The sequence below is a fragment of the Nocardioides ochotonae genome, from assembly GCF_011420305.2.
GTDB classification, from domain to species: Bacteria; Actinomycetota; Actinomycetes; order Propionibacteriales; family Nocardioidaceae; genus Nocardioides; species Nocardioides ochotonae.
On the sequence record NZ_CP061769.1, the window covers coordinates 822,061 to 838,517 of the forward strand.

Consider the following 16,457-nt stretch of genomic DNA (forward strand, 5'->3'; position numbering starts at 1 on the left):
CCTGGGCCTGAGCCCGCCGCCGTACGCCGGCCGGGGCGGCGCACCCTCCCGTGAGGGAGGATCCCCAAAGAGCACCGCCATCCGGCCCGGCGTGGGCGGGACCAAGCGCTGTGAGCGTAGGGAGCGGCCCAGCCGGTGGAAAGTTGTCCCGCTTCGGCGCGGACCCGAAATAACCCGGCTCGTGTGGGCTTTCGACACCTACCCGGTGGAGCCGTAACCTGTAGGACGTGGCCGGACCGGACTTCGACGTCGAGATCAAGCAGCTCCAGGCAACCATGCGCACCATCGAGCAGGTGCTCGACGTGGATGCCATGAAGGTCGAGATCGCCGACCTCGGTGAGCAGGTGGGTGCCCCCGACCTGTGGGACGACCAGGCCAACGCCACGCGCGTGACCGGCCGGCTCTCCGCCCTCCAGGGCGAGCTCGATCGCTTCGAGAGCCTCGCGAGTCGCATCGAGGATGTCGGCCTGATGGCCGAGATGGCCCAGGAGGAGGGCGACGCCGAGGTGCTCGCCGAGGCGCAGATCGAGCTCGAGCGGGTGAAGAAGTCCGTCGAGGGCCTCGAGGTCCGCACCCTGCTCTCCGGTGAGTACGACTCCCGCGAGGCCCTGGTGACCATCCGCGCCGGCGCCGGTGGCGTCGACGCCGCGGACTTCGCCGAGATGCTGATGCGCATGTACACGCGCTGGGCCGAGCAGCACAAGTACCCCGTCGAGGTCTTCGACACCTCCTACGCCGAGGAGGCCGGCCTGAAGTCGGCGACCTTTGCGATCCACGCGCCGTACGCCTACGGCACGCTGAGCGTCGAGGCCGGCACCCACCGCCTCGTGCGGATCAGCCCCTTCGACAACCAGGGCCGCCGCCAGACGTCGTTCGCCGCCGTCGAGGTCGTGCCCGTGCTCGAGCAGACCGACGAGATCGACATCCCCGACGAGGAGATCCGCGTCGACGTCTACCGCTCCGGCGGCCCGGGCGGGCAGTCGGTCAACACCACCGACTCCGCGGTCCGGCTGACCCACATCCCCACCGGCACCGTGGTGAGCTGCCAGAACGAGAAGAGCCAGCTGCAGAACAAGGCCAGCGCGATGGTCGTGCTGAAGGCCAAGCTGCTGGCCCGCAAGAAGGCCGAGGAGAAGGCGCACCTCGACGAGCTCAAGGGCGACGTGCAGGCGAGCTGGGGCGACCAGATGCGCAACTACGTGCTCAACCCCTACCAGGTCGTCAAGGACCTGCGGACCGGCTACGAGGTCGGCAACCCCAGCTCGGTCTTCGACGGTGACATCGACGGCTTCCTCGAGGCGGGCATCCGCTGGCGCCGCGGCGCCGAGAAGGCCGACGAGAACTGACGCTGGTCGGCTGGCCACCGGCCGCGCCGCACACGACGTACGACAGGCCCCGCCTTCCGATCGGGAGGCGGGGCCTGTCGCGTCGAGGCGCCCCGGTGCCAGGGGTGTCAGTACGCCGAGCGGCGGCGCAGACGTGCCTCGGTGAGGGCCGGCGGTGCGTAACCCCGGTCCGCGTCGTTGATCGTGGTCCCCGGTGCGACGATCTCGTCGATGCGGTCGAGCACGTCGCGCGGCAGCGACACCTTCTCCGCGCCCAGCTGGGACTCCAACTGCTCCATCGTGCGCGGCCCGATGATCACCGAGGAGACCGCCGGGTGCTCGAGCACGAACGCCAGCGCGAGGTGGATCAGCGAGACCCCCGTGTCGTCGGCGAGGTCCTGGAGCCGGTGCACCGCCTCGAGCTTGCGGGCGTTGGCGGGGTGCTGCGGGTCGTGGCGTCCGGGCTGGCGCGCGAGCCGCGTGGAGGTCACGGACTCCTCGCCACGGCGGTGGCGCCCCGAGAGCCAGCCGCCGGCCAGCGGGCTCCACGGCAGGATGCCGAGGCCGTACCTCTGCGCGGTCGGCAGCAGGTCACGCTCGACCTCCCGGGCCAGGATCGAGTACGGCGGCTGCTCGGTCACCGGCCGCTCGCGGTGGCGGCGCTCGGCGACCCACTGCGCCTCGACGACCTGCGAGGGCAGGAACGTGGAGGTGCCGAGGTAGCGGATCTTGCCCTGGTGGACCAGGTCGGAGAGCGCCGAGAGGGTCTCGTCGATCGCGATCTCCGGGCGCGGCCGGTGCACCTGGTAGAGGTCGATGTGGTCGGTGCGCAGCCGGCGCAGCGAGGCCTCGACCTCGCGGATGATCCAGCGCCGCGAGGTGCCCCCGTGGTTGGGGTCCTCCGACATCGCGCCGTGGAACTTGGTGGCCAGCACGACGTCGTCGCGGCGGCCCTTCAGGGCCCGGCCGACGATCCGCTCGGACTCCCCGCGGGAGTAGACGTCGGCGGTGTCGATGACGTTGATCCCGGCGTCCAGCGCCCGGTGGATGATCCGGATCGAGTCCTCGGCGTCGGGATTGCCCCACTCGCCGAACATCATCGCGCCGAGGGTGAGCGGGCTGACCTTCACGCCGGTGGTGCCGAGGTCGCGCCAGTGCTCGGTGTTCATGCGGTCTCCTGGTGGGGTGCGGGGTGGGCGAAGAGGCTCGGGGGCCGCTCGAGGCCGAGGTGCTCGCGCAGCGTGGTGCCGTCGTACTCGTGGCGGAACAGCCCGCGCTCGCGCAGGATCGGCAGCACGCCGTCGACGAACCGGTCGAAGCCGCCGGTCAGCCAAGGAGGCATCACGTTGAAGCCGTCGGCCGCGCCGCTCTCGTGCCACAGCTGCATCTGGTCGGCGACCTGCTCGGCGGTGCCGACCACCACCCGGTGCCCGCGGGCGCCGGCGAGGCGGTGCATGAGCTGGCGGATCGTCGGCTGCTCGCGCTCGACGATGTCGACGACGAGCTGGGCCCGGCTGGAGGCGGTGCGGTCGCCGTCGAGGCGCAGCGCCTCGGCCGGGACGGGGCCGTCCAGGTCGTGGCCCGACAGGTCGACGCCGAGGGTGTGGTGCAGCACCTCGAGCGAGTACGCCGGCTGGGTGAGCGCGTTGAGCCGGTCGTGCAGCGTGCGCGCCTCGGCCTCCGTCGCGGCGATCACCGGGCTGATGCCCGGCAGCACCAGCACCGAGCCCGGGTCGCGCCCGACGCCGCGGGCGCGCTCCTTGATGTCGGCGTAGAACTCCTGGGCGCTCTCGAGGGTCTGGTGCGCGGTGAAGATCGCCTCGGCCCAGCGGGCCGCGAAGCCGCGCCCGTCGTCGGAGGAGCCGGCCTGCACGTAGACCGGCCGGCCCTGCGGGGAGCGCGGCAGGTTGAGCGGCCCGGCGACGGAGAACTCCCGCCCGACGTGGTCGACGCGGTGGATCCGGTCGGTGTCGGCGAAGATCCCGCTGTCCTGGTCGATCACCAGCGCCTCGTCCTCCCAGCTGTCCCACAGCCGGGTGACCACCTCGAGGTACTCCTCGGCGCGGGCGTAGCGGTCGGCGTGCGGCGGGTGCTCGGGGAGGCCGAAGTTGGCCGCCGCCCCGGCGGCGCCGGTGGTGACGATGTTCCAGCCGGCGCGGCCGTTGCTGAGGTGGTCGAGCGAGGCGAACTGCCGGGCCAGGTTGTAGGGCTCGGTGTAGGTCGTCGAGGCGGTGCCGATCAGCCCGATCCGGCTGGTCACCGCCGCGATGGCCGACATCCAGGTGAGCGGCTCGAGGCGGAACCGCGAGGCGTAGCGGATGTTGTCGGCCAGCGAGGGGCCGTCGGCGAAGAAGATCGCGTCGAGCTTCGCGCCCTCGGCCTTGCGGGCGAGCGCCTGGTAGTAGGTGATGTCCAGGACCCGGGAGATGTCGGTGTCCGGGTGGCGCCAGGCGGCCTCGTGGTGGCCGCCGGGGTAGATGAACAGGTTCAGGTGCAGGCTCATGACGCGGCCTCCGTGCGGACGGCGTCCGCGTCGTCCACGACGCCGAGCTCGCCGAGCAGGCGGGTGCGCAGGGCGGCGAACTCGGGGTCGGCCTGGGAGCGGCGACCGCGCAGCTGCACGGTGAGGTCGGAGCGCACGACGCCGTCGTCGAGCACGATCACCCGGTCGGCCAGCACGATCGCCTCGTCCACGTCGTGGGTGACCAGCAGGACGGCGGGCCGGTGCGCCTCGCACAGCCGGCGCAGCAGCGTGTGCATGCGGATCCGGGTGAGCGCGTCGAGCGCGCCGAACGGCTCGTCGGCGAGCAGCAGGGCGGGCTCGCGGACCAGGGAGCGGGCCAGCGCGGCGCGCTGCTGCTCGCCTCCGGAGAGCTGGTGCGGCCAGGCGCGGTCGCGGCCGCCGAGGCCGACCTCCTCCAGGGCGGTGCGGCCCCGGGCCTGGGCGTGCTTGCCGGTGAGGCCGAGGACGACGTTGTCCAAGACCCGCTTCCACGGGAGCAGCCGGGAGTCCTGGAAGACCACCGAGACGTTGGTCGGGACCTCGATGGTGCCGTGGCCCGCGACGTCGCGGTCCAGCCCGGCGAGCGCGCGCAGCAGCGTGCTCTTGCCGCTGCCGCTGCGCCCGAGCAGGGCGACGAACTCGCCGGGGGCGATGTCGAGGTCGAGGCCGTTGAGCACGCCTCCGGCCTCGCTGAAGCGGCGGTGCAGGCCGCGGACCCGTACGGCGCTGCCGTGCGGCTCGTCGGGGCCGACGGGGGTGCCGGTGATGTCAGCGGTGGTGGCGGGCGTCAGCCCAGGGTGCGTCGCCATGTCAGGGCCTTCCTCTCGATCAGGCGGACGGTGCCGTCGGCGATGAGGCCGAGCGCGGCGTAGACGACCAGGCCGACGACGATCACGTCGGTCTGGCCATAGCTGGAGGCGAGCGTGATCATGTGGCCGATCCCGCTGGTGGCGTTGATCTGCTCGACCACGACGAGCGCGAGGATCGCGGAGGTCACCGCGAAGCGCAGGCCGAGCAGGAACCCGGGCATCGCCCCCGGGATGACGATGCTGCGGACGAACGCGGTGCGGCTCAGATCGACGGTCTCCGCGAGCTCGGCGTAGCGGCCCTCGATGGCGCGCAGGCCGTGGTGGGTGTGGATGTAGACCGGCACCAGCACGCCGAGCGCGATCGTGATGACCTTCATCTGCTCACCGATGCCGAACCACAAGATCAGCAGCGGGATCAGCGCCAGGCTCGGGATGGAGCGCTTGATCTGCACCGGCCCGTCGACCACCGACTCACCGAGCCGGGAGAGCCCGGCGGCGATGGCCAGCACCACGCCGACGACGGTGCCGAGCGCGAGGCCGAGCCCGGCGCGGACCGCGGAGGTCAGCAGGCTGTCCTGGAGTCGGCCGCTCTCGATCAGGTCCCCGGCGGTGCGGACCACCGTCCACGGCTCGCTGAGCGTGCGGGGGTCGAGCAGGCCGGTGGCCGAGCCGACGCACCAGCCGACGACGAGCAGCACCGGGCCGAGCAGCACCGCGAACGGCACGCGTGGTCCGGGCCCGAGCCGGCGGCGTACGACGCGGGCGTCGACGGCGCTCGAGCCGTCGTGCAGCGGTGCCCGGTGAGCGCCGGCGGTGGCCGCGGCCCGGTCGAGGGGCGCCGCGGTCGTCATGACGGGCTCCCGGCTCCGAGGGCCTGGGCGATCGCCTGCTCGAAGCGACGGTCGTAGAGGTCGGTGACGTCGAGGTCGTCGTGCCCCTGCTCGCGGGCGAGCAGGTCGGCGGTCTCCTGGTGGCGCGCGATCAGGTCGTCCCAGGCGGTCGGGACCTCGAAGGTGCCGAGGGCCTCGACGACGTAGCGGGCGTCCTCGGGGAAGAGCCCCTCGTGCTCGACGTAGAAGGCCTCGGCGAACTCCTCGGGGTGCGCGTTGATCCACTCCTGGGCCTCGGCCCAGATCGCGACGTACTTCTTGGCGGCGGCGGCCTTGTGGGCGTCCTGGACCACCTCGACCGGCGCGTAGAGGACCCAGGCGTCGTCGCGGACCCCGGAGGCGATGGTCGCGGCCCCGTCGCGCTCGTACTTGGCGAGGTAGGTCTTGGCGAGCGTGGGCTGGAGCGGCGCGACGTCGACCTGCTTGCTGCCCAGGGCGTTGACGAAGGAGTCGTCGACGCTGGTCATCTCGACGAGCTCGACGTCGTCCTGGGCGAGCCCGGCCTTGTCCAGCACGCGCAGGACCAGCGCGCCCTGGGCCTGGCCGGGGGAGTAGGCGATCTTCTTGCCGGCGAGGTCGTCGAGGTCGGCGACGTCGGTGCCCGGCGCGATGCCGAGGGCGTACGTCGGGTGCTCGAGCGGGTCGACGGTCTCGCGGGCGGCGAGGATGCGGACCTCGGTGTCGGTCCAGGTGGCGAAGAGCGGGGGGATGTCCGCGACGGCGCCGATGTCGAGGGCGCCGGCGCGGAACGCCTCGAGGGTCTTCGGACCGCCGTTGATGTTGGCGAACTCGATGTCGAAGTCGATCTCGTCGATGAGGCCGGAGACCTCGAGCGCGGTCTGGGTCGCCGGGTCGCCGACCCGCAGGACCGTCTCCTGGGGGACCTCGTCCGGCACGTCGGCGCCCGTCTCGAGGGCCGGCCCGGCAGCCTCGGAGGAGCAGCCGGCGAGCACGAGTCCCGAGACGGCCAAGGCCAGCGAGACGCTGAGGCGGCGCCGCGGTCGTCGGTGACGCCGACGGGGCGGGGTGGAGGGCATGGTTCTCCTTCAGGTTTTGCAATAAAGTCAACTGAATTAGTACACATAATCGGGGCGCGTGTCACGGCCCGCGGTGCCACGATCTGGCGACAGGTTTCGCCGATGCCCCGGTCCGGGCCCCCGCGCACAGACGACGAGCGCCCACCCGGAGGACCGGGTGGGCGCTCGTGGAGCGCGCGTCAGGCGGAGGCGGCCTGGGCGACCGTGGCGCACCAGATCGCGGCCCGGTCCACCAGCTCCTCGCGGGGGACGTCGCGGTCGCGCAGCGTGCAGGTCAGCCAGGCGTCGCCGAACAACCCGCGCCAGGAGACCTCCCGCCCGCGGTCGGTGCGGCAGGCCAGGCCGACCGACGCCGCGCCGTACGACGGGGCGCCGGGCAGCGGCGTGCACCCGTCGGCCTCCCGGGCCGCGCGGGCCACCGCGCGGGCCTGGTCCGGGCTCACCGGCGGGGCGAAGACCCAGGCGCGGGCGGCGGCGTCGCCGGCCGTCCAGGCGCAGCCGTGCTCGTGGGCCACGTCGCGCACGCCCTTCGCCAGCTCGACCCGGTCGCCCGGGGCGTGGGCCTGCTCGTCCTCGGGGTCGGCGCCGAGCGCGGCGGCCACGCTCTCCGGCGGGACCTGGGCGCAGAAGGAGTCGCGGCGCACCGCCAGGGAGGTGGTGTCGAGATCGGCCAGGGTGAGCGTCGGTGAGACGACGGGGGCGTCGGGCTCGTCCGCCGAGGGGGAGGGGTCCCCGCCCAGGGTGAGCACACCGAGCAGCACCACGACCCCGGTGAGAGCGATCGCGGCGACGACGAGCCTCAGGGGCCGGGCGGTGCGGAACACCACCCCACGATACGGAAGCACGATCCCCGCATCGTCCGCCGCCTCGGTTACCGTCGTACGCGTGATTCGATTCGAGAAGGTCACCAAGACCTACCCCGGCACGGGCAGCCCCGCCCTCGACCAGGTGTCGATCGACGTCGAGAAGGGCGAGTTCGTCTTCCTCGTCGGCACCTCCGGGTCCGGCAAGTCGACGGCGCTGCGACTGGTGCTGCGCGAGACGCGCCCCACGTCGGGCCGCGTCTACGTCGCCGGCAAGGAGATCAACCGGCTTGCCGGCTGGAAGGTCCCCCGGCTGCGCCGCCAGATCGGCACGGTGTTCCAGGACTTCCGGCTGCTGCCCAACAAGACGGTCTCCGAGAACGTCGCCTTCGCGCTGCAGGTGATCGGGCGCTCGCGCGCCGAGATCGCCAGCCTGGTCCCCGAGACCCTGGAGCTGGTCGGGCTCGAGGGCAAGGGCGACCGGTTGCCCGACGAGCTCTCCGGCGGCGAGCAGCAGCGCGTCGCGATCGCCCGCGCGTTCGTCAACCGGCCGATGATCCTGATCGCCGACGAGCCCACCGGCAACCTGGACCCGTCGACCTCGGTCGGCATCATGAAGCTGCTCGACCGCATCAACCGCACCGGTACGACGGTGCTCATGGCCACCCACGACCACGGGATCGTCGACCAGATGCGCAAGCGCGTCGTCGAGCTCGACCACGGCCGGGTCGTGCGCGACCAGGCCCAGGGCGTCTACGGCTTCCAGCACTGACACCCGCGGCTCGCCGCCCGCCGCGCCCACACGCGCGGGGACGGAGGAGTCCCGAGCCCGTCGTACGTCCCGAGATCCATCCTGATCAGGAGTCCTTCCGACCTCATGCAGCTGCGCTACGTCTTCTCCGAGCTCCGTCAGGGGCTGCGCCGCAACCTGTCGATGCACGTCGCGGTCGTCCTCACCCTCTTCGTCTCCCTCACGCTCGTGGCCCTGGGCGTCCTGCTCAACCAGCAGGCCGACCGGGCCGCTGAGCGCTACGGCAACGAGCTCCAGATCGCGGTCTACCTGTGCCGCGAGGACGACCAGTCGCCCTCGTGCAACACCGCCGCGACCGAGCCGCAGAAGGAGGAGATCCAGGCCGTCATCGACGACAACGCCGAGGTCGCCTCCTCCGACTTCGAGACGCGGGAGGAGGCCTTCGACAAGATGCGCGAGCTCTTCGACTTCCCCGACGAGTACTTCGAGGGCTCCGACCCGGTGATGACGGCCGAGAACATGCCGGAGGCCATCTGGATCACCCTGAAGAACCCGAAGGAGTCGGCCGGCATCACCAGCGCGGTGGCCGGGCTGCCGGGCGTCAGCCGGGTGGTGGACAACCGCGAGGTCGTGGTGCGCATCTACGACACCCTCGACGTGCTCCAGAAGGGCGCGCTCGCGGTCGCCGGCTTCCTGGTGCTGGCCGCGCTGCTGCTGGTCGCCAACACGATCCGCCTGGCGGCGTTCGCGCGGCGCAAGGAGATCGGCATCATGCGGCTGGTCGGCGCCTCCACGCTCTACATCACCCTGCCGTTCCTCCTCGAGGCGCTGGTGACCGCGGTGATCAGCGTGGTGCTGGCCGGTGGCGCGCTCGCGGCGCTGATGAAGTTCGGCGTGCAGGACAAGCTCGCCGAGTCGCTCGCGTTCATCCCGTGGATCGGCTGGCCGGAGCTGACGACCTCGGTGATCGTGATCGCGATCCTCGGCCCGCTGCTCACGCTGCTGCCGACACTCCTGCTGACCCGCAAATACCTCAAAGTCTGATCGCTGACGCCTAACGTGGGCGCGGGTTCTTCCCCGAGCTCTCCCGAGTTTCCCCGATCAGTTAAGGCAGACCTGGTGCGCATCTTCCCCCGCGCCTCGCGTTCCCGCATGGCCTCGTTCGCGCTCGCCGGCGCCCTCCTCGCCGGCTCCGCCGCGGTCCCGTTGGCCCAGGCGGCCGACGACGGGCTCAAGCAGGAGCAGAAGAAGGTCGAGAAGCAGCTCGACCACGCCCACGACGAGCTTGAGCACTCCAGTGCCCGGGCCCGCCGCGCGGCCGCGGCGCTCGAGGCCTCCGTCGCCGAGCTGACCTCGGCCCGGCAGGTCCTCGACACCGCCCGGGCCCGGGTCACCGCGGCCAAGGCGCGTGATGAGCAGATGCGGGCCCGCCTCAAGGTCGCCGAGGAGCGGCTGCGGGTGGCCCGCGCCGAGGTCGCCGCCGGCCAGCAGGCCGTCGCCGACCAGCGCGCCTCGGTGGTCGACACCGTCACCTCCATCTATCAGGAGGGCGACCCGGAGATGCTCGCGGTCTTCTCGATCCTGGAGGCCCAGAGCCCCAGCGACCTGATGCGCGGCGTCGAGGCCCGCAAGACGGTGGTCGGCAACGAGACCGCTGCCTACGACGAGCTGCGGGCGACCGAGGTGCTGCTCCAGGTCCGCGAGTCGCGGGTCGAGGAGGCCCGCGCCGAGGTCGCCGAGCAGCGCCGCGAGGCGGCCGCCCACCTGCGCACGATGCGCGGCCTGCACGCCGAGGCGCGCGAGGCCCGCGCGGCCGTGCGCACCCGCGTCGACGCCCGGCGCGCCGCGCAGCGCACGGCGTACGCCGCCAAGGCGCGCGACCAGCGGGTGCTGGACCGCCTCGAGCAGCGCGAGGAGCGCATCCGCCGCCAGATCCTCGCCGCCGCCGCGAAGACCCGCGGTGGCTACCGCGGCGACGCCGGCGGGTTCTTCGACAACCCGGCGCCGGGCGGCTACCTCACCTCGCCGTACGGCTACCGCAAGCACCCGATCTACGGCTACTGGGGCCTGCACGACGGCACCGACTTCGGCGCCGCGTGCGGGACGCCGATGCGCGCGGTCGCCGACGGCACGGTGGCCTCGCGCTACTACTCCCAGGTCTACGGCAACCGGCTGCACCTCAACGTCGGCAACGTCAACGGCAAGTACGTCACGGCCGTCTACAACCACGCGACGAACTACACCGTGAGCCCCGGGCAGCGGGTCTCGCGTGGCCAGGTCATCGGGTACGTCGGCTCGACCGGCTGGTCGACGGGCTGCCACCTGCACTTCACGGTGCTGGTCAACGGCGCCACGGCGAACCCGATGAACTACCTCTGAGCCCTGGTCGGCGGCGCCGGGGACCCTCCGGCGAACAACCCGGTTGCGTCGGTTGACACAATCAGCGCATGGCCAGGGAGCAGGGGCAGAAGATGGTCGCCCAGAACAAGAAGGCGCGCCACGACTATCACATCGAGGACACCTTCGAGGCCGGCCTGGTGCTCCAGGGCACCGAGGTGAAGTCGCTGCGGCAGGGGCGTGCGTCGCTGGTCGACGGCTTCGTCGACATCGACCGCGGTGAGGCCTGGCTGCACGGCGTCCACATCCCCGAGTACTCCCAGGGGACCTGGACCAACCACTCCGCGCGCCGCAAGCGCAAGCTGCTGCTGAACCGCGTGGAGATCGACAAGATCGAGCGGCGGGTCAACGAGAAGGGCCTGACGGTGGTGCCGCTCTCGCTGTACTTCAAGGACGGCCGGGCCAAGGTCGAGATCGCCCTGGCCAAGGGCAAGAAGTCGTGGGACAAGCGCCAGAGCATCGCGGAGCGCACCGCGGACCGTGAGAAGGAGCAGGCGCTCGGTCGCCACCTCAAGGGCATGAAGGACTGAGTCCCGCCCGGCGCCGGGCGTGGCCCCGCGGGCCGTCCGGGTGCACCATGGAGGATGGCCGACCCGCTGTGGAGCACCGTCGCGACCGAGCGTCGTGAGCTCGCCGACCTGCTTGACGGCCTCGCGCCCGAGCAGTGGCCCACCCCGAGCCTGTGTGCCGCGTGGACGGTGCAGGGCGTGGTGGCCCACCTGGTCAGCGTGCAGGCCAGCGGCGTGCTGGGGTTGGTGCGCGCGGCGGTCGGTGGCGTGGGCAGCCCCTCGGCGGTGATCGAGTACCTCGCCGACCAGTACGTCGAGCGCGAGCCCGCCGAGCTGGTCGCGCTGCTGCGCGAGCACGCCGAGGGCCGGGTCGCGCCGCCCGGCATGGGCGCTCGTGCCGCGATGACCGAGGTGATGGTGCACCGCGTGGACATCGCCTTCCCGCTGGGGCTGCCCGCCGAGCGGCCCGCGGAGCTGTGGCGCCCGGTGCTCGAGCTGCTCAGCGGCCGCGCCCCGCGGCTGGGCACGATGCTGGGCGGTCACCCGGACACGACGTGGGTCGCGACCGACCTGGGCTGGCGCAGCGGCACTGGCCCGGAGGTCACCGGCCCGGCCGAGGCGCTCGCCACGGTGCTCGCCGGGCGGGCCGCGGAGGTGGAGCGGCTCGCCGGGCCCGGCACGGCCGCCGTACGGGCTTGGGTCACCGCCTGACCCGACATGGTTACCGTGGCGGCCATGGACTCCGGCACGCTGATCGACGTCGTCCTCATCGTCGCCTTCATCTTGATGGGCGGGGTCTTCGCCGCCACCGAGATCGCCCTGGTCTCGCTGCGCGAGGGACAGGTCGCCAAGCTGGAGGCGGAGGGCGGGCGCGGCGGATCGGTCGCCAGCCTCGCCCGCGACCCCAACCGGTTCCTCTCCGCGGTGCAGATCGGCGTGACCGTCGCGGGGTTCTTCTCGGCGGCGTTCGGTGCCTCCTCGCTGGCCCCGCAGTTCGCCCCGTCGCTGGCCGACCTCGGCGTCCCGGCGGCGGAGACGGTGTCGCTGGTGGTGACGACGCTGGTGGTCTCCTACCTCTCGCTCGTGCTCGGTGAGCTGGTGCCGAAGCGGCTCGCGCTCCAGCGCTCGATGGGGTTCTCGCGGGTGCTGGCGCCGCCGCTGGGGCGCTTCGCGACGCTGATGACCCCGGTCATCTGGCTGCTGTCGGTGTCGACGAACCTGCTGGTGCGGCTGCTCGGCGGCAACCCGGACGCCGCCAGCGACGAGATCGACGAGGACGAGCTGCGCGGGATGATCTCGGGTCACGCCGGGATCCCCGCCGAGGAGCGCGCGATCGTCGAGGAGGTCTTCGAGGCCGGTGACCGCTCGGTCAAGGAGGCGATGTGCCCGCGCCCCGACGTGGTGTTTCTGCCCGGTGAGATCACCCTCGCCGAGGCGGTCGAGATCATGGCGGTGAACCCCTACACCCGCTACCCGGTCACCGGCCGCGACTTCGACCAGGTGATCGGCTACGTGCACCTGCGCGACCTGCTCGGGCGCGGCGACCTCGGTGAGGTGCAGGTCGCCGAGGTGGCGCGCGAGCTGCTGGTGCTGCCGGCGACCAACCGGGTGCTGCCCACCTTGAGCCGGATGCGCCGCGAGCGCGCCCACATCGCCTTGGTGGTCGACGAGTACGGCGGCACCGACGGCATCGTGACCCTCGAGGACCTGATCGAGGAGCTGATCGGCGAGATCCGTGACGAGTACGACGAGGACGAGGTCGAGCCGGACCGCCTCGCGCCCGGCAGCGAGGTCTCCCTCGACGGCGGCCTGACCCTCGAGGAGTTCGAGGAGCGCACCGGCATCGAGCTCCCCGACGGGGCCTACGAGACCGTCGCGGGGTTCGTGCTGGCACGGCTCACCCGGATGGCGGCCGTGGGCGACCGGGTGACGGTCGAGGGCCACGTCATCGAGGTCGAGGCCGTCGAGGACCGCCGCATCACCCGCGTCCGGGTCCGGGCCGCGTCGCCGGGCGAGGCCGCCGACGACTGACCTCCGTCAGGGGCGACTGGTCTGGGGGACCTCCGGTCCCGATGGGCGCGGAGGCACCACGAGTATCACTTCTTTAAAGATATGCGATTAAAACAAAGGAAGTGGCACGGATGGTGGTACGAGGTCTGCTCGCACGGGCGGCCGCTGCGGTCGTGGCGGGGCGGTGACCGGGCGGTGTCCGCCGAGTACGCCGGCGACGGTGCGTTCCTGCCCGCCTCGGCCTCGACCGCCCGCCGCGACCCGGTGATCCGTGCCCGGCTCACCTCGGCGGCGCCGCGGGGCGAGGCCGGCTGGTACCGCCGCCCGGTGACGGTGAGCTTCACCTGTGCGCCGACCAGCGGCGCGCTCGCGACCCCGTGCCCGGCCCCGGTCATGGTGAAGCGCCAAACGGGCGGTCGCACCGTCACTCGCACCCTCCATGCGATCGACGGGGGAGTGGCCACCGTCTCGGCGCGGGTCGCGCTCGACCGCACCGCACCGCGGGTCCGGGTCGCCGGCGTGCGACCGGCCGCGACGTACCTCGAGCGCCCGCAGGCGCGCTGTGTCGCCGGCGACGCCCTCTCCGGCCTGGCCACGTGCCGGGTCACGACGACCCGGACGGGCGACCGGGTCCTGGTGCGCGCCACGGCGCGCGACCGGGCCGGGAACACCCGCACGGCGCGTACGTCGTACCGCCTGAGCGACATCGTGATCAGCGGCGCCTCGCGCCGCAGCGGCGTGTGGCAGGTGGCCAAGGGGCGCACGTACTCCGTGCTCGCGCGCTCGGGGACCCAGCCGCTCTACGTCTACGCCGCCCCGGCCGGGCGCGCGCCGCACGGCTCGCGGATCGGCTTCGCTCGGGCCGGCGCCGGGACCTGGGTGCTGCCGGTCGGCATGACGATGGCCACCGGCTACTCCCGCGACTGGCGCCTGGGTGTCGTGCTCGACGGGCAGCTGCGCGAGGTCCGGGTGCGGGTGCACGGCTGAGGCTCGGCCTCCGCGCCCGTATGTCGGGTGCGGAGGCTGGGGCGTGGCGTCTACACTGGCGGCGTTGACAACTACAGAGGGGCTGATCGGTTTCGACTTGGGACGTTAGTTCCAAGGGAAGCGGGTCGAGGAGCCAGCGACATCTCGTAAACGACCGCTGGAAAACAACAACTGCCAACGCTAAGCGCAGTTCCTTCGCTCTCGCCGCCTGAGCGGTGATCGAAGCGTCAGACCGGGCATCCGTCTCCGTCCCGGACCCTGGCGTCATCTAGGAGACTTGCTGCTCACTCCGTGTCGCGGAGGGTGAGCGGGACTATTCCGTGACTGAGCCTGTCGGGGACGTGTCCGTGCGAGCCCCGGGGCCGAGAAAAGCGACATCACGGACTGCACCCGGAGAAGACTTGGTTCGACGCTCGAGGACCGGGGTTCGATTCCCCGCAGCTCCACAGATCAGCAGATCCCCTTCTGTGACGAGGGCCCGCCGCACCCGCGGCGGGCCCTCGTTGTCATGTCCGGACCCGATGGGTCAGGTCAGCAGCTGGCGGTTGACCTAGGCCAACCGCTCGTGGGCTTGCTCGAGCAGGTCGTCGTAGTCGCTGCGGATCGTGTCAAAGCACTCGACGAAGTCAACAGCAGCACCCACTTCGTACTTGTGGATGTCCTCGAGTTCCTTGGTGGGGTAGAAGATCGCGGCAGGACCCTCTTCGGTGGAGCTCGACGGAACCGCGATGGCGTCCATCCGTTTCTGGGCTTCTTCGCGGATCGTGCTGTCGAACTCCACGAGGTTGGCCCTGTCCCAGCCGCGCTGCGCCATGCAGGAGGACCATTCCTTGGACATGGCGGCGAACTCAGCGCTCGAGAAGACGAACGTGCGGATAGTCTCCGTGCTTCGCTCCAGGTCGCTCTCCCGCTGTTGGAACGACTTGTCCATGGCGCTGGCGGCCGTGGCGTCGCAACCCTTCTCGCCCTCCAGCGCGAGTTGGTAGGCGGCATAGTCGGCGTGCGAGAGGCCGGCGGCGTACTGGTCGTTCTTGTCCTCACGATCGGACAACTCAGTGCTACCGGAGTTGGTGGTGACACCGAAGCCCTTCTGCTTCACCTCGTCAACCGTCATGGTGACCTCCATGTAACGAGCGTCCTTGCGATTCCCCGTGGGGAGGACCAAGGAGTCCTCGTCGAACTCTCGGGGGAAGTAGTCGAATCCTTCGCTCTTCATGCACGCCGCCATCTGCTCTTCTTGGTACTGCCACTTGTCCCTCACCAGGTCTCGAATCCCTGCGTTGGTCAACGGCTCAGGGGCTTCAGCGCGGCTGCTGCACCCAAGCAGCGACGAGCCAAGCAGAGCGGCTCCAACGGGCAGCAGCAGCCGCGGGAGAGTTCCGCCGAGTCGGGTCACCGGTCGACCTCCAGCGTCGGGGCGCCACCTCGAGCCGCAAAATGCGTGAGCACCTCGTTGGCGGCTTCAGATTGCTTGATCGAGTAACCGGTGTCGGGGTAGTCGGCGAAGAGCTTGTAGAAGTAGAGCCAGACGAAGGCGTCGTCCGACAAGTGCTCATTTGCCTCATCCAGCAGCGCCTGCACCCGGGCCCTGTCCTGCGCGGCGAAGTCGGGGGAGGTTGCCGAGACCAGCACGACGATCCTCAGCCAGTCCAACTGCTCCGAGGTGAGACCAGCCCGGAGGTCGGCAGCCTCCAAGGAGTCGACGACCCCCCGCCAAGCACTCGTCAGGTCCTCGGTCGCGCACTCCAGCGGGAGTCCGGCGGCGATGCGCTCCGTGACCACGTAGTTCTCCGACGAACTCCAGGCTTCCGGCGAACACGGGATGGACGTGTCCGCGAGTTCCGGCTCCACGTCGCGGATGAACTTCTTGGTCTCACGCTCGCGGTGCTTCAGGCGGCGAGACAATTCCGCGATCATCGCCGCAGAGGTGATTGAGGGCCTGACCTCGGCAGCGGGGTCGAAGGTGAGTTTCTCCGCGAGGATCCTGTCCAGCACTCCCTGCAACGCCTTGCGTTGGTCAGGCCTCAGCATGGTGCGTCCGCTCTGTGCATCGGCGGATGCCGCAGCGGCCAACGTGATCAGCGGGACGTCACTGAATGCGGCCGCCTTCAACGCTTCTGCGAGGCCCTTGTCCCACAGTTCTCGGCTGTGGGAGTACTTGACTTCGGTCAAGAAGCTGGGCACCTGCTTCCCCAGGGCGCTCCACCCAATGACCGAGATCATGTAGCCGAACGGCTGTGCCGCGTCCTTCACCAGCAACGCTTCCTCGAAGTGACTCACCGGCGTGGGCGTGGGCGTCGACGTGGGCGCCGGTGAGGCGCTGGTTTCCTGCGCCACCGTTTCCTTGTCAATCTTCGTCTGCCCGGTGCAGGCGGATGCAGACACGACAGCGAGAGCGACGATTGCGGCGAGAGCGTGTGCTGGAACGCCACGCTG

At 71.3% G+C, this 16,457-nt stretch carries 16 protein-coding genes and 1 other RNA gene; 9 read left to right on the forward strand and 8 right to left on the reverse strand.

Going from position 1 to position 16,457, the window contains the following annotated elements; translation table 11 throughout:
* Positions 1 to 227 precede the first annotated feature (227 nt).
* Positions 228 to 1,346, forward strand: a complete 1,119-nt coding sequence (prfB, locus tag HBO46_RS04075) for a peptide chain release factor 2 (protein WP_166136451.1) — start codon at positions 228 to 230, stop codon at positions 1,344 to 1,346.
* 107 nt (positions 1,347 to 1,453) lie between these two features.
* Here prfB and HBO46_RS04080 read toward each other — a convergent pair whose 3' ends face one another.
* From HBO46_RS04080 to HBO46_RS04105, 6 genes are all read right to left on the reverse strand, one after another.
* Entirely contained in the window at positions 1,454 to 2,494 is a 1,041-nt protein-coding gene (locus HBO46_RS04080) for an aldo/keto reductase (protein ID WP_166136448.1), read from the reverse strand.
* Positions 2,491 to 3,828, reverse strand: coding sequence for an LLM class flavin-dependent oxidoreductase (locus tag HBO46_RS04085; protein WP_166136441.1), 1,338 nt, complete (start codon positions 3,826 to 3,828; stop codon positions 2,491 to 2,493). Before HBO46_RS04085 ends, HBO46_RS04080 begins: the two co-directional genes overlap by 4 nt.
* Positions 3,825 to 4,637 (reverse strand): ABC transporter ATP-binding protein, encoded by an 813-nt coding sequence (locus HBO46_RS04090; RefSeq protein ID WP_166136438.1) that lies wholly within the window; start codon positions 4,635 to 4,637, stop codon positions 3,825 to 3,827. The genes HBO46_RS04085 and HBO46_RS04090 overlap by 4 nt, the downstream gene beginning before the upstream one ends.
* Positions 4,616 to 5,488, reverse strand: coding sequence for an ABC transporter permease (locus HBO46_RS04095; protein ID WP_166136435.1), 873 nt, complete (start codon positions 5,486 to 5,488; stop codon positions 4,616 to 4,618). The genes HBO46_RS04090 and HBO46_RS04095 overlap by 22 nt, the downstream gene beginning before the upstream one ends.
* Positions 5,485 to 6,564, reverse strand: coding sequence for an ABC transporter substrate-binding protein (locus tag HBO46_RS04100; RefSeq protein WP_166136432.1), 1,080 nt, complete (start codon positions 6,562 to 6,564; stop codon positions 5,485 to 5,487). Before HBO46_RS04100 ends, HBO46_RS04095 begins: the two co-directional genes overlap by 4 nt.
* A gap of 179 nt (positions 6,565 to 6,743) precedes the next feature.
* On the reverse strand, positions 6,744 to 7,388 hold the full coding sequence (locus HBO46_RS04105; protein WP_166136429.1) for a hypothetical protein: 645 nt from the start codon (positions 7,386 to 7,388) through the stop codon (positions 6,744 to 6,746).
* 61 nt (positions 7,389 to 7,449) lie between these two features.
* Here HBO46_RS04105 and ftsE point away from each other — a divergent pair, with 61 nt between their 5' ends.
* The 8 genes from ftsE (at position 7,450) to ssrA (ending at position 14,470) form a co-directional block, all read left to right on the forward strand.
* The gene (gene ftsE, locus HBO46_RS04110; protein ID WP_166136426.1) at positions 7,450 to 8,139 is read left to right on the forward strand and encodes a cell division ATP-binding protein FtsE; all 690 of its coding nucleotides are present in this window, start codon (positions 7,450 to 7,452) and stop codon (positions 8,137 to 8,139) included.
* Between the two features lie 105 nt (positions 8,140 to 8,244).
* Positions 8,245 to 9,162, forward strand: coding sequence for a permease-like cell division protein FtsX (gene ftsX, locus HBO46_RS04115; protein WP_166136423.1), 918 nt, complete (start codon positions 8,245 to 8,247; stop codon positions 9,160 to 9,162).
* A 75-nt stretch (positions 9,163 to 9,237) separates the two neighbouring features.
* Complete coding sequence (locus HBO46_RS04120; protein WP_166136420.1) at positions 9,238 to 10,497, forward strand: M23 family metallopeptidase; 1,260 nt, start codon at positions 9,238 to 9,240, stop codon at positions 10,495 to 10,497.
* A gap of 68 nt (positions 10,498 to 10,565) precedes the next feature.
* Positions 10,566 to 11,045, forward strand: coding sequence for an SsrA-binding protein SmpB (gene smpB / locus HBO46_RS04125; protein ID WP_153322258.1), 480 nt, complete (start codon positions 10,566 to 10,568; stop codon positions 11,043 to 11,045).
* A gap of 54 nt (positions 11,046 to 11,099) precedes the next feature.
* The gene (locus tag HBO46_RS04130; RefSeq protein WP_166136417.1) at positions 11,100 to 11,735 is read left to right on the forward strand and encodes a maleylpyruvate isomerase family mycothiol-dependent enzyme; all 636 of its coding nucleotides are present in this window, start codon (positions 11,100 to 11,102) and stop codon (positions 11,733 to 11,735) included.
* Between the two features lie 24 nt (positions 11,736 to 11,759).
* Positions 11,760 to 13,055, forward strand: a complete 1,296-nt coding sequence (locus HBO46_RS04135; RefSeq protein WP_166136414.1) for a hemolysin family protein — start codon at positions 11,760 to 11,762, stop codon at positions 13,053 to 13,055.
* A gap of 174 nt (positions 13,056 to 13,229) precedes the next feature.
* On the forward strand, positions 13,230 to 14,021 hold the full coding sequence (locus tag HBO46_RS04140; protein WP_166136411.1) for a hypothetical protein: 792 nt from the start codon (positions 13,230 to 13,232) through the stop codon (positions 14,019 to 14,021).
* A gap of 78 nt (positions 14,022 to 14,099) precedes the next feature.
* Positions 14,100 to 14,470: a transfer-messenger RNA gene (gene ssrA / locus HBO46_RS04145) on the forward strand.
* Between the two features lie 101 nt (positions 14,471 to 14,571).
* On the opposite strand, the gene HBO46_RS04150 is transcribed toward ssrA, so the two are convergent.
* Positions 14,572 to 15,417: a hypothetical protein gene (locus HBO46_RS04150; protein WP_166136408.1), complete on the reverse strand. Its 846-nt coding sequence runs from the start codon at positions 15,415 to 15,417 to the stop codon at positions 14,572 to 14,574.
* Positions 15,414 to 16,406: a hypothetical protein gene (locus tag HBO46_RS04155; RefSeq protein ID WP_166136405.1), complete on the reverse strand. Its 993-nt coding sequence runs from the start codon at positions 16,404 to 16,406 to the stop codon at positions 15,414 to 15,416. The genes HBO46_RS04150 and HBO46_RS04155 overlap by 4 nt, the downstream gene beginning before the upstream one ends.
* Positions 16,407 to 16,457 lie beyond the last annotated feature (51 nt).